Source organism: Corynebacterium sp. EPI-003-04-2554_SCH2473622 (genome assembly GCF_001665955.1).
Lineage (GTDB): Bacteria > Actinomycetota > Actinomycetes > Mycobacteriales > Mycobacteriaceae > Corynebacterium > Corynebacterium pseudodiphtheriticum.
Window position 1 is genome coordinate 14057 of sequence record NZ_LZMN01000007.1, and the last position, 22140, is coordinate 36196.

Here is a 22140-nt window from a genome sequence, read left to right on the forward strand (position 1 = left end):
GATAAGTCGGTTCTCGCAGGCCATCCTACCGTGCATCGGAAAACATACCTGAGTTAGGTAGTCCAGACTGCCGAACTTCTCGATTCTTGTGTTTGCGTCCGCGGCGCCAGACAAGCCGCCGCTGCACAACGCCGATATGAGTTTGCCAAACCAGCACTGCCGAACCAGCGTTGCCGGGCCAGGGTTACCGAGCGCGGGTTTTCCAGGCGCGGATTACCGGGGGCGGGTTTGCCGGGGCCGCCTTCCCGATACATAAATATCCCCGTATGGGGGTGGAGACGAAAACCCGAACCCCCTGCAAATATAAGGTAACACTTGGTTAGTTTTGTTCAGGCGTCTGAAGTGTCTTAAGATTTAAGATAACTTTTATTGAAGATCGATCCCATTATGCACGGGATTGCTATCTCTCGTCACATCGGTGTCGGCAGATAAGAACCACCAGGAAGGACTCGTGATGCCTACCGACGTTATCGCGAACACCACCGCTGCTGCGACTATTATTCGCGCACTCAACTCCCCGCTACGCCTGCAAATCCTGCACTGCTTAAGCCAGCGCGACTGCTGTGTCTATGAACTCGTCCGCGAACTAGGACGCTCGCAACCATTGATAAGCCAGCACCTGCGCATCCTCAAGCAATCCGGTCTGGTCAGCTCTCACGCCTGTGGACGCGAAGTCACCTACCAACTGACCCGCCGTGAAGCCCTCAACATCGCAGCCATTGCGGCTAGCATCGCTCCTTAAATAGACTGGAGCAATGTCTTCCGTACAGTCCGCCATCCCGAAACTAGGCGCGCGTAATACTCGCCAGCGAACCGCCGTTATTCAGGTGTTAAACGATCTAGACAAGTTCGCCTCCGCGAAAACCATTCATCATGAATTAGTGCACCGCGAAAACCAGGTTGGCTTAACGACGGTCTATCGCACCCTGCAATCGTTATCAGAAATCGATGCCGTCGATGTGCTGCACATGCCATCCGGGGAAACTCTGTACCGCAGCTGCGAATCTCATCATCATCACCATCACTTAGTCTGCACCGAATGTGGCCGCACCGAAGAAATCGACGGCGGCCCAGTAGAAAGCTGGGCACGCGATGTAGTGGCCGACTACGGTTTTCAGCTCACTGGCCACGATGCCGAAGTCTTCGGCATCTGTGCGGACTGCAGTAGTAAGAAAGACGACAACAACAAATAGTTGCGGTAGCCACCGTAGCTATCGCGCTGTAGCTATCGCACGGTACGCAACTCTGTCGGGCTGTCTTAGCGTGCGGCGAGCTTGCCTCCGCATGCGACGGACTTGCAGCTTTAGCCAACCACTCCGCCGAAGGCCAGGCCTAACAAATAAGTGATGCCAGCTGCACCCAGCCCGATCAGCAGCTGTCGCAACGCGCGCCAGGCCGGCGGTTTACCGGACAAGATCCCGGTTACCGCACCTGTGATCAGCAGTGCTAGCGACACCAGCACCACAGCAATCACGGCACCCAGGGTGGTCGAGGCACCAAAAATAAAAGGCAAGATCGGTAACAAAGCTCCGCCGGCGAAAAAGCAGAAACTGGAGATAGCCGCTTCCCATGCACCGCCTGGCGTGTGCGCTTCCGCGAACTCCTCATCTTCTGCTGCTTCCCCACCACGGACCTCCGTGTTCGGGTTTTCCGAGCCGGCGCTTTTCGTGCTCGGGTTTTCCGAGCCGGGATTTTCTAGGTTGTGATTTTCCGGACTGGGGTTTTCCGGGCTGTGCCCGCCACCGCTAAACCTTTCTGCATAACTTTCTGCAGAAAGGGAGATCCGCGCAAACAGCTGATCCGCCTTGTACTGCGCCTCAGCCTCCGACATGCCACGGGCCCGGAAGACTAAGGCCAACTCATTAGCCTCCACGTCCACGTTGGCTGCCATCGCTGACGAGGACGTCTGCGGGGTCGAAGCACCCAACAACTCATTTTGCGACCTCACAGAAATAAATTCACCGGCTGCCATGGATAATGCGCCTGCGAGCAATCCGGAAACACCAGTGATCAGTACCACCGTGCTGCCGACACCGGACCCTAAAACCCCCAGTACCAACGCCAAATTGGATACCAATCCGTCGTTTACACCGAACACCGCAGCACGGAAAGTCCCTGACATTCGCTCGCGCGAACGCGTCGCCAAGCCACGCACCACTTCTGCGTGCACCTTTTCATCCATTGCCAACTGATCAGAGGCGTCTTCGTCGGCAAGATAGGGGCTGCGCGATTCCGCAGACTGCATCAAAGCAAGCGTAAACACGGAACCAAAAACTTTCGCCAAAAAGCCCAATAAACGAGTATTAAAATCGGCTTTCCGCGGTGTGCCAAGTTGATCGCCGAGCTTATCGAGCCAATAACGCTGATGCCGCGATTCCGCTTCCGCGATCTTACTGAGAATCTCGCGATCTTCCGGGTTCTTCTGCCGGGCAGCCAATGTTTTATACACCGCTGCCTCCGAGCGCTCATTAGCTAGATAGCGACGCCAGCGTTCCAGTTGTTCCTCGGAGGGCGCGGCGGCAGACACAGACTGTGCTTGTAGTCCTGCTTGCTGTGGTCGCATTCTCCGCGTCGGCTGCGCCTGCTGCGCATGTTGCACCTGCTGTCCTGGTAGTGCTGGTCGCCTCCGACCACCACTGCTGTCCGGATTCACTTCGTTCCCCCGAAGCGGCGGTCACGCCGCGCGTACTCCGCCACGGCGTCGTAAAGATCCTGCGGGGTGAAATCCGGAAACAGCTTATCCTGATACACCATCTCCGCGTACGCCGATTGCCACAGCAGAAAATTCGAGGTCCGCTTCTCCCCCGACGGGCGCAAAAACAAATCCACATCGGGCATTCCGGGATCATACAAATAACGCCCAATGGTTTTCTCACTGATCTCCCCGACGCGCAACGTACCGGCCTCGATATCCCGGGCCATTGACTGCATAGCGTCGGCAAGCTCAGCGCGACCACCATAGTTCACGCACATGACCAATGTCATCCGAGTATTGTTCTTCGTCAACTCTTCAGCCGCACGCAACTCGTTAATTACGCTGCGCCACAGCCGCGGACGGCGCCCCGCCCAGACCACGCGCACACCCTTATCATGCAACACATCACGTTGACGCCGCAGCACATCTCGATTGAAGCCCATGAGGAAGCGCACCTCGCTGGCGGAACGGCGCCAGTTTTCCGTTGAAAACGCGTACGCAGAAAGATATTCCACCCCCAGTTCCAGGCACGCGTCAACGGCATCCATGAGCACTGCTTCGCCACGCTTGTGGCCTTCGGTGCGCTCCATGCCACGCTCTTGCGCCCACCGGCCATTTCCGTCCATGACCAGGGCAATGTGACGCGGAATAAACTGCTGCGGGATCTGGTGGTCCGTGTCAAAAATACTCATCGCATCACAGTCTAGTGCGCGGGTAGCGCGCAAGGAATGCTTGGCTACAGCGATTGTTCCATGATGTGCAACGCTTTTACGTTCTGCTCCATGTGCCATTGCAAATGCGTACGCACCAGCCGGTGAGCAGTGCTGGAATAATCCGGGTGTGCGCGAGCAATTTCTGCGGCTTTCTCCCAGTGTCGTCCAGCAAGCAGCCACATATAATGCAGCACTTCCTCATTGATATCCGCCGAGCCGCTCGGGCGGCACTCGTGGCAGCACGCGCCACCGACCCCAGGGTGAAAAGCATGGTGCGGGCCGGGGCGACCACACTGGGCGCACTCGAATAACACCGGTGCCCAACCGGCAAAATCCATTGCCTGCAACAAAAAAGAATCCAGTACCGCAATCGGGTCCCGGGCGTCGGCAAGCAGCCCCAGGGCTTCCAGCAAGGCATCAAACATCGCCGTGTCTGCTGGCTGGGCTAAGCGCTCGGCAGCTTCCAGCATGGCGCAACCAGAGGTATAACGCTCATAGTCGTCAATAATGCCGGTAGCGAAAAACGCCACGGTATCCGCACCAGTGATGGTCGCTAGGCTACGGCCCGGGTACAACTGCACATTCAGGTGCACAAACGGTGCTAAGCGCGAGCCAAAACGTGATTTCGCCCGGCGCACCCCTTTGGCCACCGCGCGCACCACCCCGTGCTGCTTCGTCAACAGCACGATGATGCGGTCGGCTTCGCCAAAATCATAGGTACGCACGACCATGGCATCTTCCCGGTAAGGCTTGCTCCGCGCCACAGTCTAAAAGCCCAGCCGACCTAGCGATTTCGGATCCGATTGCCAGTTCTTCAGCACTTTGATGCGCAAATCCAAAAACACGTTATGCCCTAACAGCTCGATAATCTGCTTGCGCGCGTTATGCACAATGCGGCCAAAACGGCGACCATCTTTACCTTCGATGATCTTCTTCTGGCCAGGGCGTTCCACATACAACACCGCGTGCACATTGCTTACACCCGGGCGGTCCTCGTCGGGAAGAATCTCGTCGATCTCCACGGCAACCGAGTGCGGAAGCTCATCACGCAAGCCCGACAAAGCTGCTTCCCGGATCAGCTCGCTAATGCGGGTGAAACTGTCATCATCCGTAATATGATCGTCTGGATAAAACTTGTGCCCTTCCGGCAGCTGCTGCACGATCACGTCCGTCAGCACATCAATCTGCGTACGTTTCGTCGCAGAAACCGGCACCACCTCGCTGTCACCACCAAGCATTTCATGCAGCGCAATAAGCTGCTTGCCGACGGCATCCTTGCCCACTTTATCCAGCTTGGTGACAATCCCAATGATCGGTACATTCGGCGCTACATTACGGATATTCTCCAGAATCCAGCGGTCGCCGGGGCCGATTTTCTCGTCGGCAGGCACGGTAAAACCGATTACATCGACATCCGAATAATTGTCTTTCACCAGCTCATTAAGCCGCTCGCCCAACAGCGTGCGCGGGCGGTGCAAACCTGGGGTATCTACGACCACGACCTGCGCATCATCGCGGTGAATCAACCCGCGAATAGCATGCCGGGTAGTTTCTGGTTGGTCGGCGGTAATCGCGATCTTCTGCCCCACCAAGGCATTAGTCAACGTCGATTTTCCGGTATTTGGGCGCCCAACGAAGCTGACAAAACCAGAACGGAAGCCTTCCGGCACATCGAGGTAGCTATCCAGACTCATAATTTATTTCTCACCTGCTGGTAAATTGTCTACGGCCGTGACGTCAAAATACTGCTTGGGCTGCACGAAACACTCCTGCGCAAAAATCAGGTCTAGTTCCGCAGAACCGCGCTTGTAAGTGGTCTCGAGCAACTCATACACCGAAGCCGCGGTGGCCTCCAGGGCCTGTGAAACCTCGCCATGGTAAGCGTAGTGAGCGCTAAACAGCGCCGCAGTAACATCGCCTGATCCATTCCGTTTGAAATCCAGGTACGGGGTTTGCACCAGGTAGGCCTCGTCACCATCAACTGCGAGCATTTCGATGACATCAGCCGGGTTTTCTGGGCGCACCAGCGAAGTCACCAGCACCACCCGCGGGCCCATTTTCTGTAGCGCACGCACTGCCTCCAGCACCTGTGCAAAAGTTTCTACCGGTTTGCCAGTCAAGTACCCGAGTTCAAACTGATTTGGGGTGGCGATATCCGCTACCGGGATGACCTTGTCGCGCAGCAGCGGCGGGATCGAATCATCCACGAAGCAACCAGATTTCGCGTTGCCCATGACCGGATCGCAGGCATAAAACGCATCCGGATTCTGCTGTTTAATGCGCTGCACCGCATCTGTAATCACGCCAGCGATTTCTGGGCTGCCTTGGTAACCAGACAGGATCACGTCGATCTTGTCGAAAGCTTCCCGGCGCTCCAAGCCATTGATAACATCAGCAACCTGCTCAGCGGGAAGCAACGGACCACCCCAGTCGCCGTAGCCAGTGTGATTAGAAAAATTCACGGTGTGTACCGGCCATACCTCATAGCCAGCGCGCTGTAGGGGAAATACGGCTGCGGAATTACCCACGTGGCCAAAGCTCACGTGCGACTGAATCGACAACACGGTGTTCATGTTCATAAGCGGTTACCTCTTTAACCTGAAATAGCGCAGAATCTTTTATTGCAATCTTCTAATGCAATATTCGCTTGCAATACTGCTTGATTAGTTTTCTTCGCCTGCGCCACGGGATTCACCATTAGGCTTCTCGCTTGCTTTTTCCTGTGGCTGCGCAATGGCTGGGATGTGGCCGTCGGCAAGCGATTGGCTAGCCAACTGCTCATCCAAATCAGCACGATCCGCTGCCGACGGGAAGGCCTGCGGGCCAGTCGGCTTCGGCGGGAATTTCTTCCCACGACGAGAGACGTCGTCGTACCAGTCCGCGAGAATCTCGTTTTGCAGGGCGAACATTTCTTTTTCTTCTGCCGGAGTGCCGTGATCATAGCCCAACAAATGCAGACAAGAGTGGGTAGTCAGCAAAGCTAGCTCATGCGCCAGACTATGCCCGCCCGCATCTGCTTGCTTCTGCGCAAATTCCGGGCACAGCACAATATCGCCGAGCATCGCCGGGCCCACGGCTTCCCCATCCGGCCGTGGGGTATGAAACCCCGGCGTCAGCTCATCGATCGGAAAGCTCATCACATCCGTTGGGCCTGGCAGGTTCATCCAATGCATATGCAGTTCAGCAATGGTGTCTTCATCCACACACGTAATCGTGGCTTCCACGTCCGGGCTCACATCCATGGCTGCCAGGGAAAACGCAGCAACATCCAGCAGCATTTCCTCATTGATGCCATCGAAGCCAGATTCGTTGAAAAATTCAATACTCATATGCGGGTTCCTCAGTGCTTTCTCTGTGCGCTTCTTGCCTAGCTAACTAGTTGCTGAGCTAATTAGTTGCCCAGCCCGCTGGTTAGCCAGCTAACTTTCCGCCTGCTCGTGATAGTCATAAGCATCCACAATGCGACCCACCAGCGAGTGGCGCACAACATCGCCGGCTCCCAGTTCAGCGAAGTGAATCCCTTCGACCCCGCCCAAAATACGACGCACGGTCTTCAACCCTGAATTGTGCCCACGCGGCAAGTCCACCTGCGATTCATCGCCGGTAACCACAAAGGTGGTACCAAAGCCCAAACGCGTCAAAAACATCTTCATCTGAGCCGCAGTAGTATTTTGCGCCTCATCCAAGATCACGAAGGCGTCGTTCAGCGTACGGCCACGCATATACGCCAACGGCGCCACCTCGATGATCCCTGCTTCCATCAAACGGGGAATAGCCTCTGGATCCAGCATGTCCCGCAAAGCATCGTGCAACGGGCGCAGATACGGATCAATCTTGTCATTCAACGTGCCCGGCAAAAACCCCAGCTTCTCTCCGGCCTCCACTGCCGGGCGGGTCAGGATAATGCGCTGTACCTGCTTGTTCTGCAGTGCCTGCACCGCCTTTGCCACCGCTAAGTAGGTTTTGCCCGTACCAGCCGGGCCCAAACCAAAGACAATGGTGTTTTCATCAATGGCGTCCACGTATTCGGCTTGACCAACGGTTTTCGCGCGAACCTTTTTCCCCCGGCGCGAGACAATGCTCCCGCCGAGTGCCTGCGCAACGGATACCGGTGAATCTTCGCTCAACAGTGACAACACATGTTTCACACCATCCGGGCTAACGGTATGCCCGCGTCGGGCCATGGATTCCAACTCATGGAAGGCCTTAACGGCGCGCGCAACCTCATAATCCGGGCCGGTAATTTTCACCATTGTGCCGCGGGCAAAAATATCCGCGTCTAAATGATTGCCCAGCACGCGCAGGTTTTCATCAGTATTACCTAATACTGTGCGTGCGTGAACGGGGTCCAGGTCGATCTTGCGGGTTTGAATGTGCACGTCGCTAGCCTACCAATTGCAACGAGTTTTCCACGAAGTTTTCCACTTCTGTGCTCTCTGCTTGTGCGCTTTCCGGTTCCGGGTTTAGGCTTCCAACTCAACTTCGGCAAGCATCCGCCCGCTCGGGCTAGCGCTACCAGCAGCAGGCTCTTCAGTGATCATAACCTTGTGCGCTGCGGCGTCGAACGGCATCCATACATCCTGGTGTGGATCCTGGCCGATAACGCCGGCAGAACGAACCACCCCATGCTTGTCGACGGCCCAAACTTGCGCGCCCATGCCGTCGGCAAGTTCCGGCTGGCCATCCACCATCGCACCGGCTTTGCCCACCTCATTGGAAGAAACAATTTTTAGACGTGCTCCCTCCGCAGTAGTGGCACCACTGACCATGTCTGCAGCGGACATGATCTCATGCATCTGCTCATGCCCATCCGTCGACGGTACGTCGCGCGTGGTTTGAGTTTCTTCCGCAACAATGGCGCCCTCACCAGCATCATCCGCAGTGTTGTTGAGCACGGGGGTAAGCACCGTAATACCCACCAGCAGTGCCGCGGCCGCGACCCCGGCAAGTACCGCCCAGGGTTTTCTCGACGTCTCCGAAGGGGTGCGGCCACGGTTCTGCACTGTTTGCGCTGGTTGTGCGCGTGCCTGCAACGGCACCACGTTGGTTGTTTCCGCATTCGAGTGGCCAAGTTTCGCCAGCAGCTGGTTTTTTATTTCCGGCGGTGGGGTATGTTCCGGGACAGCGTCGAGAAAGGACTCGAAAGTCTCATCATCGAATTCATCCGTGTTATTCACGGTGCGATCACTCATGGTGGGCTTCACCCCTTCCCCAGACAGCTGCTAATTTGCGTACTCCATCACGCACCCGCGTTTTGGCGGTGCCCAATGGAACATTGGTGGTTTCTGCCAGTTCCGCGTGACTAAGCCCGTCGAAAAAGGTCAGTAACACGGCCGTGCGGTGCGGCTCCCCAATCGTGTCGACGGCTGCTCTCAGGCGCTTGCCTTCCACATTGGCGAGTGCTTCGTTTTCCACATCGATGCTTCGAATGCGCTCGCCAAGCACAAACTCGGCGTCATCGCGTCGAACACTAGCATTATGAGCGCGTAATCTGTCGATTCCGCGAGAATGTGCAATCCGGCCCACCCACGTGCGAGCATGACCACGCTCTGGATCAAAGCTATCTGCTTTATTCCAGACTTCCACGAACACTTCCTGAAGCACTTCTTCTGCCAGCGAGTTATCCCCCAAAACCTGGATGATCACACCGAAGGCCAGCGGAGAAAGCGCATCATAAAGCTGTGCAAAGGCATGCTGATCCCCGCTGGCCACGCCCGCAACGAGCGAGTCGAGGCGAGCATGCTCTTCGGGGCTGCAACTAGACACAGCATTACATACTACTGGCTCATCTTGTCGTCGTGCTCCATCTTGTCGCTGTCGCCAGTCATCTTGTCGTCGTGTTCCATCTTGTCGTGCTCCATCTTGTCACCGTCACCGCCCATCATGGAATCACCTTCCAATTTGTCGTGCTCCATCTTGTCGTGTTCCATTTTGTCATCACTCATCTTTTCTGAGCTCTTCTTTTCTGAGCTCATCTTTTCTGAAGTCATCTCAGTGCTCGTTTCTGAGGACTTTGTCGGAGTCTCAGCGGAATCATTACTGCACGCAGCCAGGCCCACCGTACTCATCGCAACAGCAGCGACGGTGATTAAAAATTTCTTCATCGAAGTATGTGCAGGCATTGGGTTCTCCTCAAAGCTAGTGGTTTCAGCAGTTTTTCTGCCTTCAACTACTACTGCGAAACCACCTGCCTGATCGGATTGGAAAAAATAAAAAATTTTTATCACACGATCAACACCACCAAAGACCAATCCGCTCCAGCGCTTCGCTCCGGATTAGACAATGACCGAGAAATTGCGGGCTCGCACGTATTACGCAGACGCCAATGCGCGAGTACCCCATTGAGAAAGGCTGCACAATCATGCTCAGTACCATCGCCATCGGTTTTATCGGTGGCCTAATCACCGGTATTTCACCGTGTATATTGCCCATCCTGCCGCTTGTGCTGGCGGTATCCCAAGGCTCCAAATCTCGACCATGGCTGGTTATCGGCGGTTTGGTCACCAGTTTTACCGTCGTCACGCTTTTTGCCACCACCTTGCTCAACGCGCTGGGTCTGCCCGCAGATATTTTGTGGAAGCTCGGCATCGCCCTCTTGGTTCTAGTCGGCCTAGGAATGATCTTTCCGAAGCTGCAGGAGCTACTGGAGTGGCCATTCCAGTTCCTGCCGCGGGCACATAAGTTGCAGGCCCGCGCCCGCGATAAGGGCGGGTTTGCCGTCGGCCTGGCGATGGGCGTGGTCTTTGTGCCCTGCGCTGGTCCAGTATTGGCGGCGATCACAGTGGCAGGCGCTACCGGGGAAATCGATGCTCGCATCGCCGTTCTCTGCATCTCGTTCGCCATTGGTGTGGCCATCCCGCTATTGGCTTTCGCTCTGGGCGGCCAACAGGTGGGCAAGCGCGTGGATTTCTTCCAGTCGCGTCAACGCATCTTCCGGGCTACCGCTGGCGTCATCGTCATCGCGATGGCTGGTGCCCTGGCACTGGGTGCACCGGCCTGGATTCAACAAAAGCTTCCTAACTGGACTGGCGATGCCGAAAAGACGGTCACCGCGCAACTGGCACAACAAAATGAGGGCTCAGATTCACTAGAAGATTGCCGCGGCAACGGCGAGCTGGGCAATTGCGGCACCGTTCCAGAGCTGGTGGGTCTGGAGAACTGGATGAACACGGACAGCCCCGTCGACCCGCGTACCTCTGGTGATGTCACGTTGATCGATTTCTGGGCTTATGCCTGCATTAACTGCCAGCGAGCAAACACCCACATCACTAAACTTTATGATCACTACCGCGACTATGGTTTCACCGTCATCGGTGTGCACTCCCCGGAATATGCCTTCGAGCGGGAAACCGCGAATGTGCGCCAGGCGGTTTCCGAGCAAAACATCAACTACCCCGTCGCCCAAGACAATTCTTTCGCGACCTGGAAGGCCTTCAACAACCATTATTGGCCAGCGCATTATCTTGTCGACGCTGAGGGCACCGTACGGGAAATCCACGAAGGTGAGGGTGCCTACGCCCGCACTGAGCAGCTCGTGCGCGAATTGCTACAGAAGCGTGATCCGTCGGTGGAGCTTCCTGCCCCACTGGAAGATTCCGACGACGAAACCACCCAGCAACGCAACCCAGAGACCTATTTGGGCAGCCAGCGTGCCCGTTACTACGCCAACTCGGCCTACAAGTCCGGCACCTTGTCTGGACCAGAACCGGAGATCGGTCAATACACCTTGGAAGGCGACTGGACCATCGACCGAGAAAACATTACGGCAGGTGACAACGCCAAGATCCGACTGAATTACCGCGCAGCTTTGGTGCAGGCAGTGGTGTCTGGCACGGGCACCATCAAGGCCAACGGGAAAGAGTTCACTGTTACCGACGACGGAACAGTAAATCTTCTGGAATCCGACCAAGCACAAGCAGGAATCCTGGAGGTCGAGGTCTCGCCCGGTTTGAGCTTGTATTCGTTTACTTTTGGATAGTTTGGCGACACACGAACACTTGTTCGCCACCGTTTCCCCACTTCAGCGCATAAATTCATAAACTTCATAAAGTTCATAAGAATTCATAAGCGCATGGGTTACCCACCCCAGCGGCTAGTGGCTGCACCGATGACGGACAACGCCACCATCGCCGCAGAAGCCGTGCGCAACACCTGTGGCCCCAGAACCACTGGCTGCGCACCGGCGCTGCGCAGTAGTGCTACTTCGTCATCGCCGATGCCGCCTTCTGGCCCGACGATAAGAAACACCGTCCCGGAAAACTCTGGAGCCAGCTGGGCTAGCGGCTGGCTGGCTTCCTCGTGCAAAACGACGGCGGTGTGTCCGTCGATCAGCTGCGCGAGCTGCGCGGTGCTCACCGGCTCCCAGACTTCCGGCACTGTCACCCGGCGCGATTGTTTCGCCGCCGCAGCCGCCGCGGACTGCCATTTCTGCACGCCTTTGCTGCGTTTGGCGCCCTGCCACTTCGCAATACAGCGGGCGGCTTGCCACGGGATGATCTCGTCGGCTCCGGCTTGCGTCGCCAAGTCCACGGCTAGCTCACTGCGCTCGGCCTTCGGTAATGCTTGTACGACGATGACGTAGGGTTCCGGGCGCTCACATTCGCCAGCGTTCAGTACCACCCCAGTCAGGTGATCTTTGCCGACGGTTTCGGTGACTTCAATTTCGGCCCAGCGGCCCGCACCATCAATGAGCTGTATACGCTCACCAGGCCCGATACGCTTGACCGTGACGGCGTGGCGGGCCTCCGGCCCAGTGAGCTCCGTGGCTTCACCGACCTGTGGCAACGGCGCGGAAGCAAAAAATACCGGGAGTGACATGGCAAAAACCTTGTGCGCTAGAAGCCGAACTTAAAATCCGAAGCGTCCACGCAACCGGCTGAACAATCCGTCCGAATGGCCGTCGGCTTCGGAATTCACACGCGAAGATTCCTCGCGCTTGTCGCGGACTTCCTCCAGCAACTGGCGGGTCTTTTTGTCCAGGTCCGTCGGCACGGCGACGTCAACATGGGCAATCATCTTGCCTTGCCCGTCGGTGCGCACGCGCGGCATGCCCTTGCCTTCCTTCACGATCTGCCCGCCCGGCTGAGTTCCGGCTGCGATCTCAAATTCGATCGCTTCACCGTCCAGGCCTTCCACATTGCAGGTGGTGCCCAACGCAGCATCGACCATCGGCACGGTGATGGACAGGTGCAGCGTATCGGCATCGCGGGTGAAGATATCGTGCTTTTTCACCCGGACTTCCACATACAAGTCACCAGCGGGGCCACCGCCGTGGCCCACTTCACCCTGGCTTGCCATACGGATGCGCATGCCGTCGTCGATGCCCTTCGGAATATTGATGGTCAGATCACGGCGCTTCTTCACGCGGCCATCACCGCCGCAGTGATTGCACGGATCCTTGATAACTTCACCAAAGCCCTGGCAATTGTGGCAGGCACGCGTGGTCATCACATTGCCTAAGAAGCTGCGTTGCATCTCCTGAATCTCACCAGCACCATTACATACCTCGCAGGTCACTGGCTTCTCACCATCAGCCGAGCCGGAACCGGTGCACCGATCACACAACACCGCGGTGTCCACGGTGACTTGTTTTTTCATGCCGGTATAAGCCTGGTTGAGCGTGATCGAGGTACGCAGCAGCGCGTCGTTACCCGGCTGCACACGCGACCGCGGGCCACGGGAACCGCCCCCGGCACCGCCGCCAAAGAAGGCTTCAAAGATATCGCCAAAGCCGCCGGCGCCGCCGAAGCCACCACCACCCCCGGCTCCGCCTCCTTGCTCCATGGGGTCGCCACCCATGTCGACGATCTTGCGCTTCTTTGGATCCATCAAGACGTCGTGAGCGTCGGTCGCTTCGGAAAACTTCGAGGCGGCCTCATCGGACGGGTTCACATCCGGGTGATATTTACGGGCGAGTTTGCGGTACGCCTTTTTAATCTCCGCCTCGCTGGCGTCTTTGGATACTCCCAAAATTCCGTAATAGTCACGAGCCACTGTTGTATCGATTCCTTCGGGTCAGTTGGTTTATAGGGTTTTCTGTTTTGTCGCTGCACCTGCTTCTCGCTGCGCCTGCAACTGCACATACACATGCACATGCACATGCACATGCATCTTTGTGCATTAATCGATCTACCAGCCTACAGGCTAATTCGTGCCTGCCAGAATCTGGCTGACATACCGTGCAACAGCACGAACCGAAGAAATTGTTCCCGAATAATCCATAAATGTGGGCCCCACCACACCAAGCCCACCGAGTGTGGCGGATTCATTGCCATAACCAGCGGTAACGATCGACGCCTGCTGCAATTCTTCGTCCTCGTTCTCCTGGCCAATCAGCACATCGACGTTCCCCAGCTGTGGCACGTTCGCTAACAGCTTAAACATCACCACTTGTTCTTCTAGCGCATCAATGATTTGCGGCAGCCCCTGCGGGAAATCCCTACCGCCCCGAGTCAGGTTCGACGCACCCGCCATCAGCAAACGATCGTTGGGCTGATCCACCAAAGTTTCTATCAACACCGTGGCCACGCGGATCATGTGGTGGCGCAAATCCGCCGGGGAATGCTCCAACAAATCAGCCACCCGGTTTGCCGCCTGCCCTACCGGCACCCGTGCCAGCGCACGGTTCAAAAGTTGCCGTAATTCGTGTACTTCAGCCTCCCCGATCGGGGCATCCAACTCCACGTTGCGCTGGTCAACCCGGCCAGTATCCGTAATCAACACCAACAACAAGCGCATCGGCGTCAGATCCACAACCTCCACGTGCTTGACGTGCGAAACATTCAGCGTCGGCAACTGCACCACCGCCGCTTGCCGGGTCAGCTGCGCCAACAACCGCACCGAGCGCCGCAGCACATCTTCCAGGTCAACACCGTCTTCGAGGAAGCTACGAATCGCGCGCTTTTCCGCCTCCGACATCGGCTTGACCTCACCCAAACCATCGACGAAGCGTCGGTAGCCTTTCTCGGTGGGCACTCTTCCCGACGACGCATGCTGCTGGGCAATAAAGCCCTCCGATTCCAACACGGCCATGTCATTACGGATTGTTGCCGAAGAAACCCCCAGTTGATGTCGATCCACCAATGCTTTGGATCCCACAGGCTCCTGGGACGCGATGTAATCCGTGACGATCGCACGCAGAACTTCCGCCCGGCGCGTTTCTGTCGTACCAGCCATCAAGACCTCGCTTCCCCATCCGCTGTAGTGTCATCTTCGGCGACCAAAATATCCGTGATGATTCCGTCGGCAAGCAACCTACCAGCATCCGTCAACGCTAAACGCCCTGGCTGCGGGAATTGCAGCAAGCCACGGTCCACAAAATTCTGGACGACGCCTGCAGCTCCAGCGCCAACCGCCGAATAGTCAATGCCTTCACGCAAACGCAAACCCAGCATCAACAGCTCCGTATGACGATCAGCCGGGGTTAGGTCTTCTACCTGACTGATCGGCAACTCGCCGTCGGCAAGCACCGCGGAATAGCGGTTCGGGTGCTTCACATTGGAAAAACGCTGCATACCCAAGTGTGAGTGCGCACCCGGGCCTGCACCCCACCAGTCGCCGTCGCGCCAATAAATCAAATTGTGCTGACACTCGCCGCCAGGTCGCGCCCAGTTCGACACCTCGTACCACTCCAAGCCGGCCTCGGCCAGGCGCTGCGCAATCATCTCGTAGCGAGTAGCCATCACGTCTTCTTGGGGGGACGGGATCTCACCTCGACGAACTTTACGGGCCATCGCAGTACCGTCTTCCACGATCAACGAATAAGCCGAAACGTGATCCACATCGGCCTCGATCACCCGATCCAAGGTGCGGGCAACATCATCATCCGTTTCCGTGGGCGTCGCATAAATCATGTCCAGGTTGACATGCTCAAAACCAGCCTGCCGCGCCTCACGAGCCGCCGCAAAGGCACGGCCCGGGGTATGAGCACGCTCGAGCACTTGCAAAACCTCATGGGAAGCAGACTGCATACCCAAGGAAATGCGCGTATAACCAGCCTCGCGCAGCCCGGCGAAAAACTCGGGCGAGGTCGATTCCGGGTTGGATTCCGTGATGACCTCGGCGCCGTCGACAAGACCAAAAGTGTTGCGCACCGTCGTCAAGATTCGGCTCAACCCATCGGCGCCCAACAGCGACGGAGTCCCGCCTCCAATAAAAACTGTGTCCGCACGGCGATTAACGCGCTGGGCGGCCAGGTCTAGCTCGACATCCAACGCATCCAAATAACCTTCTGGGTTTGCACCGCCCGCTTCACGCGGGGTGTAGGTGTTGAAATCGCAATAGCCACAGCGCGTAGCACAAAACGGGACGTGGATGTACAAGCCGAATGGTGCAGAAGACTCACAGGTGAGTTGAGTGGACAACTGACTAGACAGCTGACGGGCCGAGGCAATAGGTAACGAACTAGGCGGCGAACTGGGCGACTGCGAATGCATAGCACCAGCCTAATAGTTGTTTGCGCTGCCAACCAAGGTGTACGCTGGTCGTATTTATTGGACTGATTGCCACACGCAGAAAGGATGATGGTGGAGCCTCCGAGTCGAAGTATCGACGTCCCGCACGAACAATTATCTAAACCAGCTAAATCCCAGGTGGTGGGATCATGCTAAGTGCGGTGTTCTTCCTCATTCTTGGCTTAGCGGTGATTTTTCTCATCATCGTGGCCAATGGCTATTTTGTGGCCCAAGAGTTTTCTTTCATGTCCGTCGACCGCGCACAGTTGCACACCAATGCCGCACGCGGCGACGAAGCCAGTAAAAGAGCGTTGGCGATCACCAATCGCACCTCATTCATGCTATCCGGCGCCCAGCTGGGCATTACCGTCACTGGCTTGCTGGTCGGTTATGTGGCAGAACCGCTAGTTGGTGAATCACTGGGCACCTTGCTGAGCGCCACCGGGCTATCCGTGACCGCGGCCGTGGCCATCAGTACGGTAGCGGCCCTGGCGGTATCCACAATCGTGCAAATGATCTTCGGTGAATTGCTGCCGAAAAACTACACCATCGCCGCCCCCATGGAATCGGCATTGTTCCTGTCGCGGTCGACGGCCTGGTACCTGCGCATCTTCGGGCCACTCATTAAATTTTTTGATTTTTCTTCCAACGCGTTGCTGCGCCTATTGCGTATCGAACCAGTCGCCGATATTGATACTTCTGCAACCACGAAAGAATTCGAGTCCATCGTGGAAAGCTCCCACGATTCCGGTGATATCGACGACGAGACCTTCATGGTGCTCGACCGCCTGCTGGATTTCCCAGACCACGATGTCGAACACGCCATGATCCCACGCTCGCGCGTCGACGTCATCGATCCCGAAACCACCCTCGGCGAGCTGCGCGAGCTCATGGCAATCGCGCACACCCGCTATCCCATCATCGACGATGAACACACCCCGATCGGCGTGGTGCATCTGACGGATATTTTGCTGACCGACAAACCTGATAGCACGTTGGCCACCGAGCTCATGCGCGAATCACTAGTGGTTCCGGAGCTGATGCCACTTCCCGACGTCGTCGTCGAGTTACAGGAAAACGACGAGAAAATGGCCTGTGTGATTGATGAATACGGTGGCTTCGTCGGCATCGTCACCCTGGAAGATCTGGCAGAAGAAATCCTGGGCGACGTCACAGATGAGCACGACGTTGATCTGGAAGAATCTGAAGAGATTACCGAAACCGCCGAAGACCACTGGACCGTTGATGGCGACACCCCACTGGACGAGGTGGAACGCGCTATCGGGCACGACCTACCGGAAGGCGATTACGAGACCGTCGCTGGATTATTGATTGCACAAGTGGGCTCTTTGGTGGAAGAAGGCGAAACTCACACCATTGAGTTGGATGCAGAGCCCGAGGACTGGGTGGATGCAGATGCCGCACCGAACCGCCAATTGATCATCACCGTGGACGAGGTGGAGCGGCACGTGCCGTCGAGTTTGTCACTGGAATTGGTTGAAGAATTCGAGGGCGAAGAAGGCGAAGGCGGTCGCAGCGCCCGTGCGAACAAGGATGCGGTGGACACAGATCTTGCAACTAACAATCGTCGACAAGCTGAGAGGGGCTAGGGAATGCAGGAATGGTACATTGCTGGCCCGCTGAGCCTGGCGATCGTCGTGCTGTCTGGGTTCTTCGTCATCATTGAGTTTTCTTTGATGGGCGCGCGACGGCACCGCCTGGAGGATACCGCGGAAACCTCGGCAGCCTCGCGCGCGGCGTTGCGGAGTTTGAATGAGCTGACCATCATGTTGGCTGGCGCGCAACTGGGTATTACTGCGGCGACGTTTGCGTTGGGTGCCATCACCAAACCGTGGATGCATCATTTGCTGATGCCCGGGTTTGCGGCTGTCGGGATTTCCGGCGGCCTGGCAGACACCATCGCGTTTCTGGTGTCTTTGCTGCTGGTGACGTTTTTGCACCTGGTGGTTGGTGAAATGGCGCCGAAGTCGTGGGCAATTGCACACCCGGAGCTTGCTGTACGGGTAATTGCGCTGCCAGCTCGCGGATTCATTTGGATCTTTCGGCCGTTGTTGAAATGGATCAACCTGATCGCGAATAAATTGGTGGCGGCTACGGGTGTGCAGCCGGTCGATCGTGCTGGAGCGCAGGGTTACGACACAGATACCTTGCGCACGTTGGTGCAGCATTCCGGGCAGACAGGCGCGATGGATCAGAAATCCGCGCAGCAAATCAGTGGTGTGATTGAGCTGGAGAACTCCACGGTTTCGGCATTGGCCCGGGCACATGGCGTGGAGATCACTCCCCTGCCGCATGATGCGACGGTGCGTGATGTGCAAGAGGCGAGCCGCTCGATGAATCGTTTGCGCGTGGTGATCTCGGATGCGGAATCTGCCGTGCCCCGGGTGGTACACGTACGGGATACGTTGCTACAGGACCCAGATAGTCCAGCCGCCGATGTCGCCCGCCCGGCCTTGTCGCTGGCTGGTTCCACGAAGGTGCAGCACGCTATCGAGCACATGCGCGCACTCGGCGAGCAAATCGTCGTGGTCGGTCGCGGTAACAACAGCGAGTCGCTGTGGATTCTGAACTGGGACGACATCATGGGCCAGCTGTGGCCAGAGATCACGAAACAGCTGGAGCGCGAGGCTTAGAATTTCGGCTGCCCGCCGCTGACTAGCCCACGCTTGCGGCGCGTAAGCGCGCACGCTTTGCGGCAACCTTGGCGACGATCCGGTCAATGCGGGCGCGCTCTTCCAAAAATTCCGGTGGTTTGCGCCCACGCATGCTGCGGGCAAAAGCAGGGTGCGCAGAAACCGCAGTGGTTTCCCACGCATGCGCCGCCGTCGCAGCCATCCGCCCAACTTTGTTGTATAGGTGCGGCAGGGAGACCGCATCCAAATCGCGGGCTACGGCCTCAGTCTGTTCGAGCACGTATTCCACGAGTTCGCGCAGGAAATCCACGGTGTGCGTGGTGCGCTCATGCAGAGTGTGCACGAGCTCGTTGACCACGACCGGTGGGCCAGACAGTGGGAAAAACGCCTCCAGCAAATCCACCGTCACCGCTTCTGGCTCGCGCAAACGCTTCATACCATCCGCAGCCGCAGAGATACTTCCCGACGCTACCCCGGATACCAATGCCTGCCGCAAACCAATCAGCTCACCGACGACGTCCCGGGAATCACGGCGCGCATCTTCCACGATCTCTGCCAACTCCGCCAAGCAATCCTCGACGAGCTCCGCGTCGTAATCCTCGATCGCTTCGATCACGTGCTCAATGTATTCGGCCACTTCGTCGCCAATGTTGTACACCTCTTGGGTGAGCTCACGATGGCGCAGTTCAGCAGCAATTTTGCGCATTAGGGGGCTGCCTCCTTCTAGACCGTCGCGACCGAATACCCTAATCCCCAACCGCACTCGAAGCTCGGCTCACAACACTGCACAAGGCAGCCCGCAAACCTCGCAACCTGAAGTACTGGTTGAGAGTTTCTCTGCGCTGTAGCCTATTGCAGCAGCGGCGCAAAAACGGTTCGACTCGCCGGAAAAAACTCAGCAGATTATAAGCTTGCCGACGGCTGCGGGAGACTGGCTTCGAAAGGGGCTGGTGGCAGGCTTTCACTAGGCCGAAATACGCAACCCGCGATTCCGAGTTTTACCGCGAATACAGTTTGTCCAGAACCTCCGAATAGCGCTGGACAACCACGTTGCGCTTCACTTTCATCGTCGGAGTCAACTCGCCGGATTCCTCGGTGAAGTCGTCGTCAAGAATGTAGAACTTTTTGATCGCTTCTGCGTGTGAAACCGTGGCGTTCACCGCATTAATGGCGTCCTGGATCTCTGCACGCAGTGAAGCATCGTGCGCTACGTCCGCCACGCTGCGGGAGGCATCAATATTGTGCTGCGATTTCCAACGCCCCAGTGCTTCTTCATCCAAGGTCACCAGCACCGCGACAAACGGCTTACCATCCCCGACGACGAGCGCCTGCGAAATCAGCGGATGGGAACGCAAGCCGTCTTCCATTCCACCCGGCGCGACATTTTTTCCGCCGGCAGTCACGATCAAGTCTTTCTTCCTACCGACGATTTTTACGTGCCCGGAAGGCAGAATCTCACCCAGGTCACCGGTGCAGTACCACTGGCCGTCGAAGGCTTCGTCGGTAGCTTCCGCGTTGCGCCAGTAGCCCGCGAAGACTAAGTCTCCGGCCAACTGCAGCTCACCATCTGGTGCAATACGCACACGGGTTCCCCCTAGCGGAGGGCCCACGGTGCCGATCTTTTGCTCTTCAAAATCCACTGTCGCTGCGGCGGCAGTTTCTGTCAGACCGTAGCCTTCGTACACCGGCACTCCAATTCCGCGGAAGAAGTGCATCAATTCCGGGCTCATTGCTGAGCCGCCAGAAATACAGTAATCAACTTCGCCGCCCATACCAGCGCGGATCTTAGACAACACCAATTTATCCAGGGCTTTGTGGGCGGCGCGCAGCGCCAGCGATGGACCTTTTTCTGTATCCAACGCACGAGAATAAGCAATTGCAGTCGCTTCCGCCCGGTCAAACAATGCTCCCTGGATAGCACCAGAATCATGTGCTTTCGCCCGCGCACCATTACGAACTTTTTCAAATACCCGTGGCACGCCCAGGATCAGGTTTGGTTTGGACCGCTGAAATTCCGTCGCTAAGGTCGCAAAATCTGGCCAAAAATTCTGCGTCGACCCGCTAATCATCGCAGCTGCGGACACTGAAAACGCCAGCACGTGAGCGAGCGGCAAGAATGTCAACACGTGTTTGCCGGGGCGCGCGATCCCACCAATCGGATTGCTAAGCAGCCCTAGAATCTGCGCATTCCAGTTGCGGTGGGTCAACATGCAACCTTTTGGCCGCCCCGTGGTACCCGAGGTGTAGACCAGTGAAGCCACATCATCCGTCGCTGTCGCAGCTATGCGCTTGTCGACTACGTCATCATCGATAGTCTTGCCCGCCGCTTGCAACACATCGACTGCGCCGTCGTTGATTTCGAAAAACGAGCGCATCTGCGACGTGGAATCTTTCACACGCGGCTCGCCGTCGTCGGCAAGCTGCAACATGCGCAGGATCTCGGTGTGCTCCTGGGTCTCGCCAATACCTAGCACAGCGCCAGAGTTCTCGATGATCCACTGGACCTGCGACAGAGAAGACGAAGGATACACCGGCACGACCACACCACCGGCGGCCCAGATGGCGTAATTGATGAGCATCCATTCGTAGCGAGTATTGGCCATCAGCGCCACGCGATCGCCTTGTTCCACCCCGGCGTCGATTAGTCCTTTGGCCACCGCGTAGACCTCATCGAGGAATTCCTGGCGCGACACCGAAACCCAAGTGTGGTTTTTCGGACGGCTGAAAATCTCCGCTTTCGGCTGGGCTTTCACCGCATCGATGGTCAGGGTCAATAATGTCTGGCCTGGTTCAATGGTGTATTTCGCGGGGCTGAAGGCTTCTCGCACAGTTCTCCTAGGTGGTTACGCGCCGTTCCACTTACTCTCAGGGCAACTGTACTCCCCACCCCGCGTTGCCTCGAAGTCGGACGTGCTAGTGCGGGCCGACACCCGCATACCGGGCGTTCGCACTGAAACTCGTAGTTAAAAACGCCCGTAGTTAAAAACAACTTAAATACGACTGAACAAATACACCAGGACAATCAGTACCAGCAAGGTAATAAGTGCAAAACGCACACGAGAACGCGGGTACTTCTTCTGCTTCGCCATGCCACTAGCCTAACCTGTCACTGCTTAATCCGTCACCTGGCAGCCGACTGGCTGTCCTGTGCTTTCGCTGCTGGTTTACCACGTGCGCTGCCCCGCAATGACAGCCAGGCAGCTACCACAAAGTTCAAACCGCGCACGATTACCGTCGCCAAGACCGCCGCCACGATTCCTGCGACCACCACGACAATCGGCATCTGCAACCACGGCGATAGCGATACCAGCAGCTGCGTTATTCCTGCTAGCGTCCCCTCAGCTAGCGATGTGCTGGCTATCAGTGCATCGTCCATTGCACTTATTCTAGACATAGGGCCCCACACGGTGGAAGGACGGAGGTCCTGGCGGCTCCGAAAACATCTGGGTGGTTAACCTCGCACCAAGGTGGACATCCAGTCGGTGTTTGTTTGAATGCGGATATGTTACCTGGTCCCAAGGACAAGCCGTATATGATTCGGAAACTCCCGACTCAGATTTCCTTGTGGAACATGGTGGATACTACATAGTTCCACCTCCGACAGCGTGCGAAAGAGAGAATCGGGA

General features: G+C 56.9%; 22 protein-coding genes. 5 read left to right on the top strand and 17 right to left on the bottom strand.

Annotated features, from left to right (window positions below; genetic code table 11):
* The first annotated feature begins 454 nt into the window (after positions 1-454).
* Together A5774_RS00370 and A5774_RS00375 are read left to right on the top strand one after the other, a co-directional pair.
* Positions 455-742 (top strand): metalloregulator ArsR/SmtB family transcription factor, encoded by a 288-nt coding sequence (locus tag A5774_RS00370; protein WP_021351783.1) that lies wholly within the window; start codon positions 455-457, stop codon positions 740-742.
* Between the two features lie 13 nt (positions 743-755).
* The gene (locus A5774_RS00375; RefSeq protein WP_021351784.1) at positions 756-1193 is read left to right on the top strand and encodes a Fur family transcriptional regulator; all 438 of its coding nucleotides are present in this window, start codon (positions 756-758) and stop codon (positions 1191-1193) included.
* Between the two features lie 110 nt (positions 1194-1303).
* On the opposite strand, the gene A5774_RS00380 is transcribed toward A5774_RS00375, so the two are convergent.
* From A5774_RS00380 to A5774_RS00425, 10 genes are all read right to left on the bottom strand, one after another.
* Positions 1304-2563, bottom strand: coding sequence for a VIT1/CCC1 transporter family protein (locus A5774_RS00380; RefSeq protein ID WP_064832977.1), 1260 nt, complete (start codon positions 2561-2563; stop codon positions 1304-1306).
* Between the two features lie 86 nt (positions 2564-2649).
* Positions 2650-3387 (bottom strand): isoprenyl transferase, encoded by a 738-nt coding sequence (locus A5774_RS00385; protein WP_027017608.1) that lies wholly within the window; start codon positions 3385-3387, stop codon positions 2650-2652.
* Between the two features lie 44 nt (positions 3388-3431).
* On the bottom strand, positions 3432-4172 hold the full coding sequence (recO, locus tag A5774_RS00390; protein ID WP_082936022.1) for a DNA repair protein RecO: 741 nt from the start codon (positions 4170-4172) through the stop codon (positions 3432-3434).
* 3 nt (positions 4173-4175) lie between these two features.
* Entirely contained in the window at positions 4176-5102 is a 927-nt protein-coding gene (era, locus tag A5774_RS00395; protein ID WP_156519503.1) for a GTPase Era, read from the bottom strand.
* Between the two features lie 3 nt (positions 5103-5105).
* On the bottom strand, positions 5106-5987 hold the full coding sequence (pdxY, locus tag A5774_RS00400) for a pyridoxal kinase PdxY (protein WP_369815469.1): 882 nt from the start codon (positions 5985-5987) through the stop codon (positions 5106-5108).
* 84 nt (positions 5988-6071) lie between these two features.
* A complete protein-coding gene (gene ybeY / locus A5774_RS00405; RefSeq protein ID WP_064832979.1) occupies positions 6072-6737 on the bottom strand; it encodes an rRNA maturation RNase YbeY in 666 nt (221 codons plus the stop codon).
* 90 nt (positions 6738-6827) lie between these two features.
* Positions 6828-7787: a PhoH family protein gene (locus A5774_RS00410; protein WP_021351791.1), complete on the bottom strand. Its 960-nt coding sequence runs from the start codon at positions 7785-7787 to the stop codon at positions 6828-6830.
* Between the two features lie 84 nt (positions 7788-7871).
* Positions 7872-8600, bottom strand: coding sequence for an anti-sigma factor (locus A5774_RS00415; RefSeq protein ID WP_231892283.1), 729 nt, complete (start codon positions 8598-8600; stop codon positions 7872-7874).
* Positions 8593-9174 (bottom strand): sigma-70 family RNA polymerase sigma factor, encoded by a 582-nt coding sequence (locus A5774_RS00420; RefSeq protein WP_023019109.1) that lies wholly within the window; start codon positions 9172-9174, stop codon positions 8593-8595. Before A5774_RS00420 ends, A5774_RS00415 begins: the two co-directional genes overlap by 8 nt.
* Before the next feature lie 11 nt (positions 9175-9185).
* Complete coding sequence (locus tag A5774_RS00425) at positions 9186-9530, bottom strand: hypothetical protein (RefSeq protein ID WP_231892284.1); 345 nt, start codon at positions 9528-9530, stop codon at positions 9186-9188.
* Between the two features lie 239 nt (positions 9531-9769).
* Between A5774_RS00425 and A5774_RS00430 the strand changes: the two genes are divergently transcribed.
* Entirely contained in the window at positions 9770-11386 is a 1617-nt protein-coding gene (locus tag A5774_RS00430) for a cytochrome c biogenesis protein CcdA (protein ID WP_064832980.1), read from the top strand.
* A gap of 98 nt (positions 11387-11484) precedes the next feature.
* Here the strand turns inward: A5774_RS00430 and A5774_RS00435 are convergent, their stop codons facing one another.
* The 4 genes from A5774_RS00435 to hemW form a co-directional block, all read right to left on the bottom strand.
* Positions 11485-12225 carry a 16S rRNA (uracil(1498)-N(3))-methyltransferase gene (locus A5774_RS00435; RefSeq protein WP_064832981.1) on the bottom strand — a complete coding sequence of 247 codons (741 nt, stop codon included), beginning with the start codon at positions 12223-12225 and terminating at the stop codon, positions 11485-11487.
* Positions 12226-12255: 30 nt separating this feature from the next.
* Complete coding sequence (gene dnaJ / locus A5774_RS00440) at positions 12256-13401, bottom strand: molecular chaperone DnaJ (protein ID WP_021351797.1); 1146 nt, start codon at positions 13399-13401, stop codon at positions 12256-12258.
* Positions 13402-13551: 150 nt separating this feature from the next.
* Positions 13552-14583: a heat-inducible transcriptional repressor HrcA gene (gene hrcA / locus A5774_RS00445; protein WP_064832982.1), complete on the bottom strand. Its 1032-nt coding sequence runs from the start codon at positions 14581-14583 to the stop codon at positions 13552-13554.
* A complete protein-coding gene (hemW, locus tag A5774_RS00450; protein ID WP_231892285.1) occupies positions 14583-15842 on the bottom strand; it encodes a radical SAM family heme chaperone HemW in 1260 nt (419 codons plus the stop codon). The genes hrcA and hemW overlap by 1 nt, the downstream gene beginning before the upstream one ends.
* Positions 15843-16009: 167 nt before the next feature.
* Between hemW and A5774_RS00455 the strand changes: the two genes are divergently transcribed.
* Together A5774_RS00455 and A5774_RS00460 are read left to right on the top strand one after the other, a co-directional pair.
* On the top strand, positions 16010-17470 hold the full coding sequence (locus A5774_RS00455; protein WP_064832984.1) for a hemolysin family protein: 1461 nt from the start codon (positions 16010-16012) through the stop codon (positions 17468-17470).
* A 3-nt stretch (positions 17471-17473) separates the two neighbouring features.
* The gene (locus A5774_RS00460; RefSeq protein ID WP_023019102.1) at positions 17474-18514 is read left to right on the top strand and encodes a CNNM domain-containing protein; all 1041 of its coding nucleotides are present in this window, start codon (positions 17474-17476) and stop codon (positions 18512-18514) included.
* Positions 18515-18536: 22 nt separating this feature from the next.
* Here the strand turns inward: A5774_RS00460 and A5774_RS00465 are convergent, their stop codons facing one another.
* The 3 genes from A5774_RS00465 to A5774_RS00475 form a co-directional block, all read right to left on the bottom strand.
* Entirely contained in the window at positions 18537-19220 is a 684-nt protein-coding gene (locus A5774_RS00465; RefSeq protein ID WP_023019101.1) for a hypothetical protein, read from the bottom strand.
* Positions 19221-19512: 292 nt separating this feature from the next.
* On the bottom strand, positions 19513-21342 hold the full coding sequence (locus tag A5774_RS00470; RefSeq protein WP_064832985.1) for a long-chain fatty acid--CoA ligase: 1830 nt from the start codon (positions 21340-21342) through the stop codon (positions 19513-19515).
* Positions 21343-21635: 293 nt separating this feature from the next.
* Entirely contained in the window at positions 21636-21890 is a 255-nt protein-coding gene (locus tag A5774_RS00475) for a hypothetical protein (protein ID WP_023019099.1), read from the bottom strand.
* Between the last annotated feature and the right edge of the window lie 250 nt (positions 21891-22140).

Coding starts and splice junctions, on each gene's coding strand:
- A5774_RS00370 (WP_021351783.1), top strand. CDS start 455: ATGCCTACCGACGTTATCGCGAACACCACCGCTGCTGCGACTATTATT.
- A5774_RS00375 (WP_021351784.1), top strand. CDS start 756: ATGTCTTCCGTACAGTCCGCCATCCCGAAACTAGGCGCGCGTAATACT.
- A5774_RS00380 (WP_064832977.1), bottom strand. CDS start 2,563: ATGCGACCACAGCAAGCAGGACTACAAGCACAGTCTGTGTCTGCCGCC.
- A5774_RS00385 (WP_027017608.1), bottom strand. CDS start 3,387: ATGAGTATTTTTGACACGGACCACCAGATCCCGCAGCAGTTTATTCCG.
- era (WP_156519503.1), bottom strand. CDS start 5,102: ATGAGTCTGGATAGCTACCTCGATGTGCCGGAAGGCTTCCGTTCTGGT.
- pdxY (WP_369815469.1), bottom strand. CDS start 5,987: ATGAACATGAACACCGTGTTGTCGATTCAGTCGCACGTGAGCTTTGGC.
- ybeY (WP_064832979.1), bottom strand. CDS start 6,737: ATGAGTATTGAATTTTTCAACGAATCTGGCTTCGATGGCATCAATGAG.
- A5774_RS00415 (WP_231892283.1), bottom strand. CDS start 8,600: ATGAGTGATCGCACCGTGAATAACACGGATGAATTCGATGATGAGACT.
- A5774_RS00425 (WP_231892284.1), bottom strand. CDS start 9,530: ATGCCTGCACATACTTCGATGAAGAAATTTTTAATCACCGTCGCTGCT.
- A5774_RS00430 (WP_064832980.1), top strand. CDS start 9,770: ATGCTCAGTACCATCGCCATCGGTTTTATCGGTGGCCTAATCACCGGT.
- A5774_RS00435 (WP_064832981.1), bottom strand. CDS start 12,225: ATGTCACTCCCGGTATTTTTTGCTTCCGCGCCGTTGCCACAGGTCGGT.
- hrcA (WP_064832982.1), bottom strand. CDS start 14,583: ATGGCTGGTACGACAGAAACGCGCCGGGCGGAAGTTCTGCGTGCGATC.
- hemW (WP_231892285.1), bottom strand. CDS start 15,842: ATGCATTCGCAGTCGCCCAGTTCGCCGCCTAGTTCGTTACCTATTGCC.
- A5774_RS00455 (WP_064832984.1), top strand. CDS start 16,010: ATGCTAAGTGCGGTGTTCTTCCTCATTCTTGGCTTAGCGGTGATTTTT.
- A5774_RS00460 (WP_023019102.1), top strand. CDS start 17,474: ATGCAGGAATGGTACATTGCTGGCCCGCTGAGCCTGGCGATCGTCGTG.
- A5774_RS00465 (WP_023019101.1), bottom strand. CDS start 19,220: ATGCGCAAAATTGCTGCTGAACTGCGCCATCGTGAGCTCACCCAAGAG.
- A5774_RS00475 (WP_023019099.1), bottom strand. CDS start 21,890: ATGGACGATGCACTGATAGCCAGCACATCGCTAGCTGAGGGGACGCTA.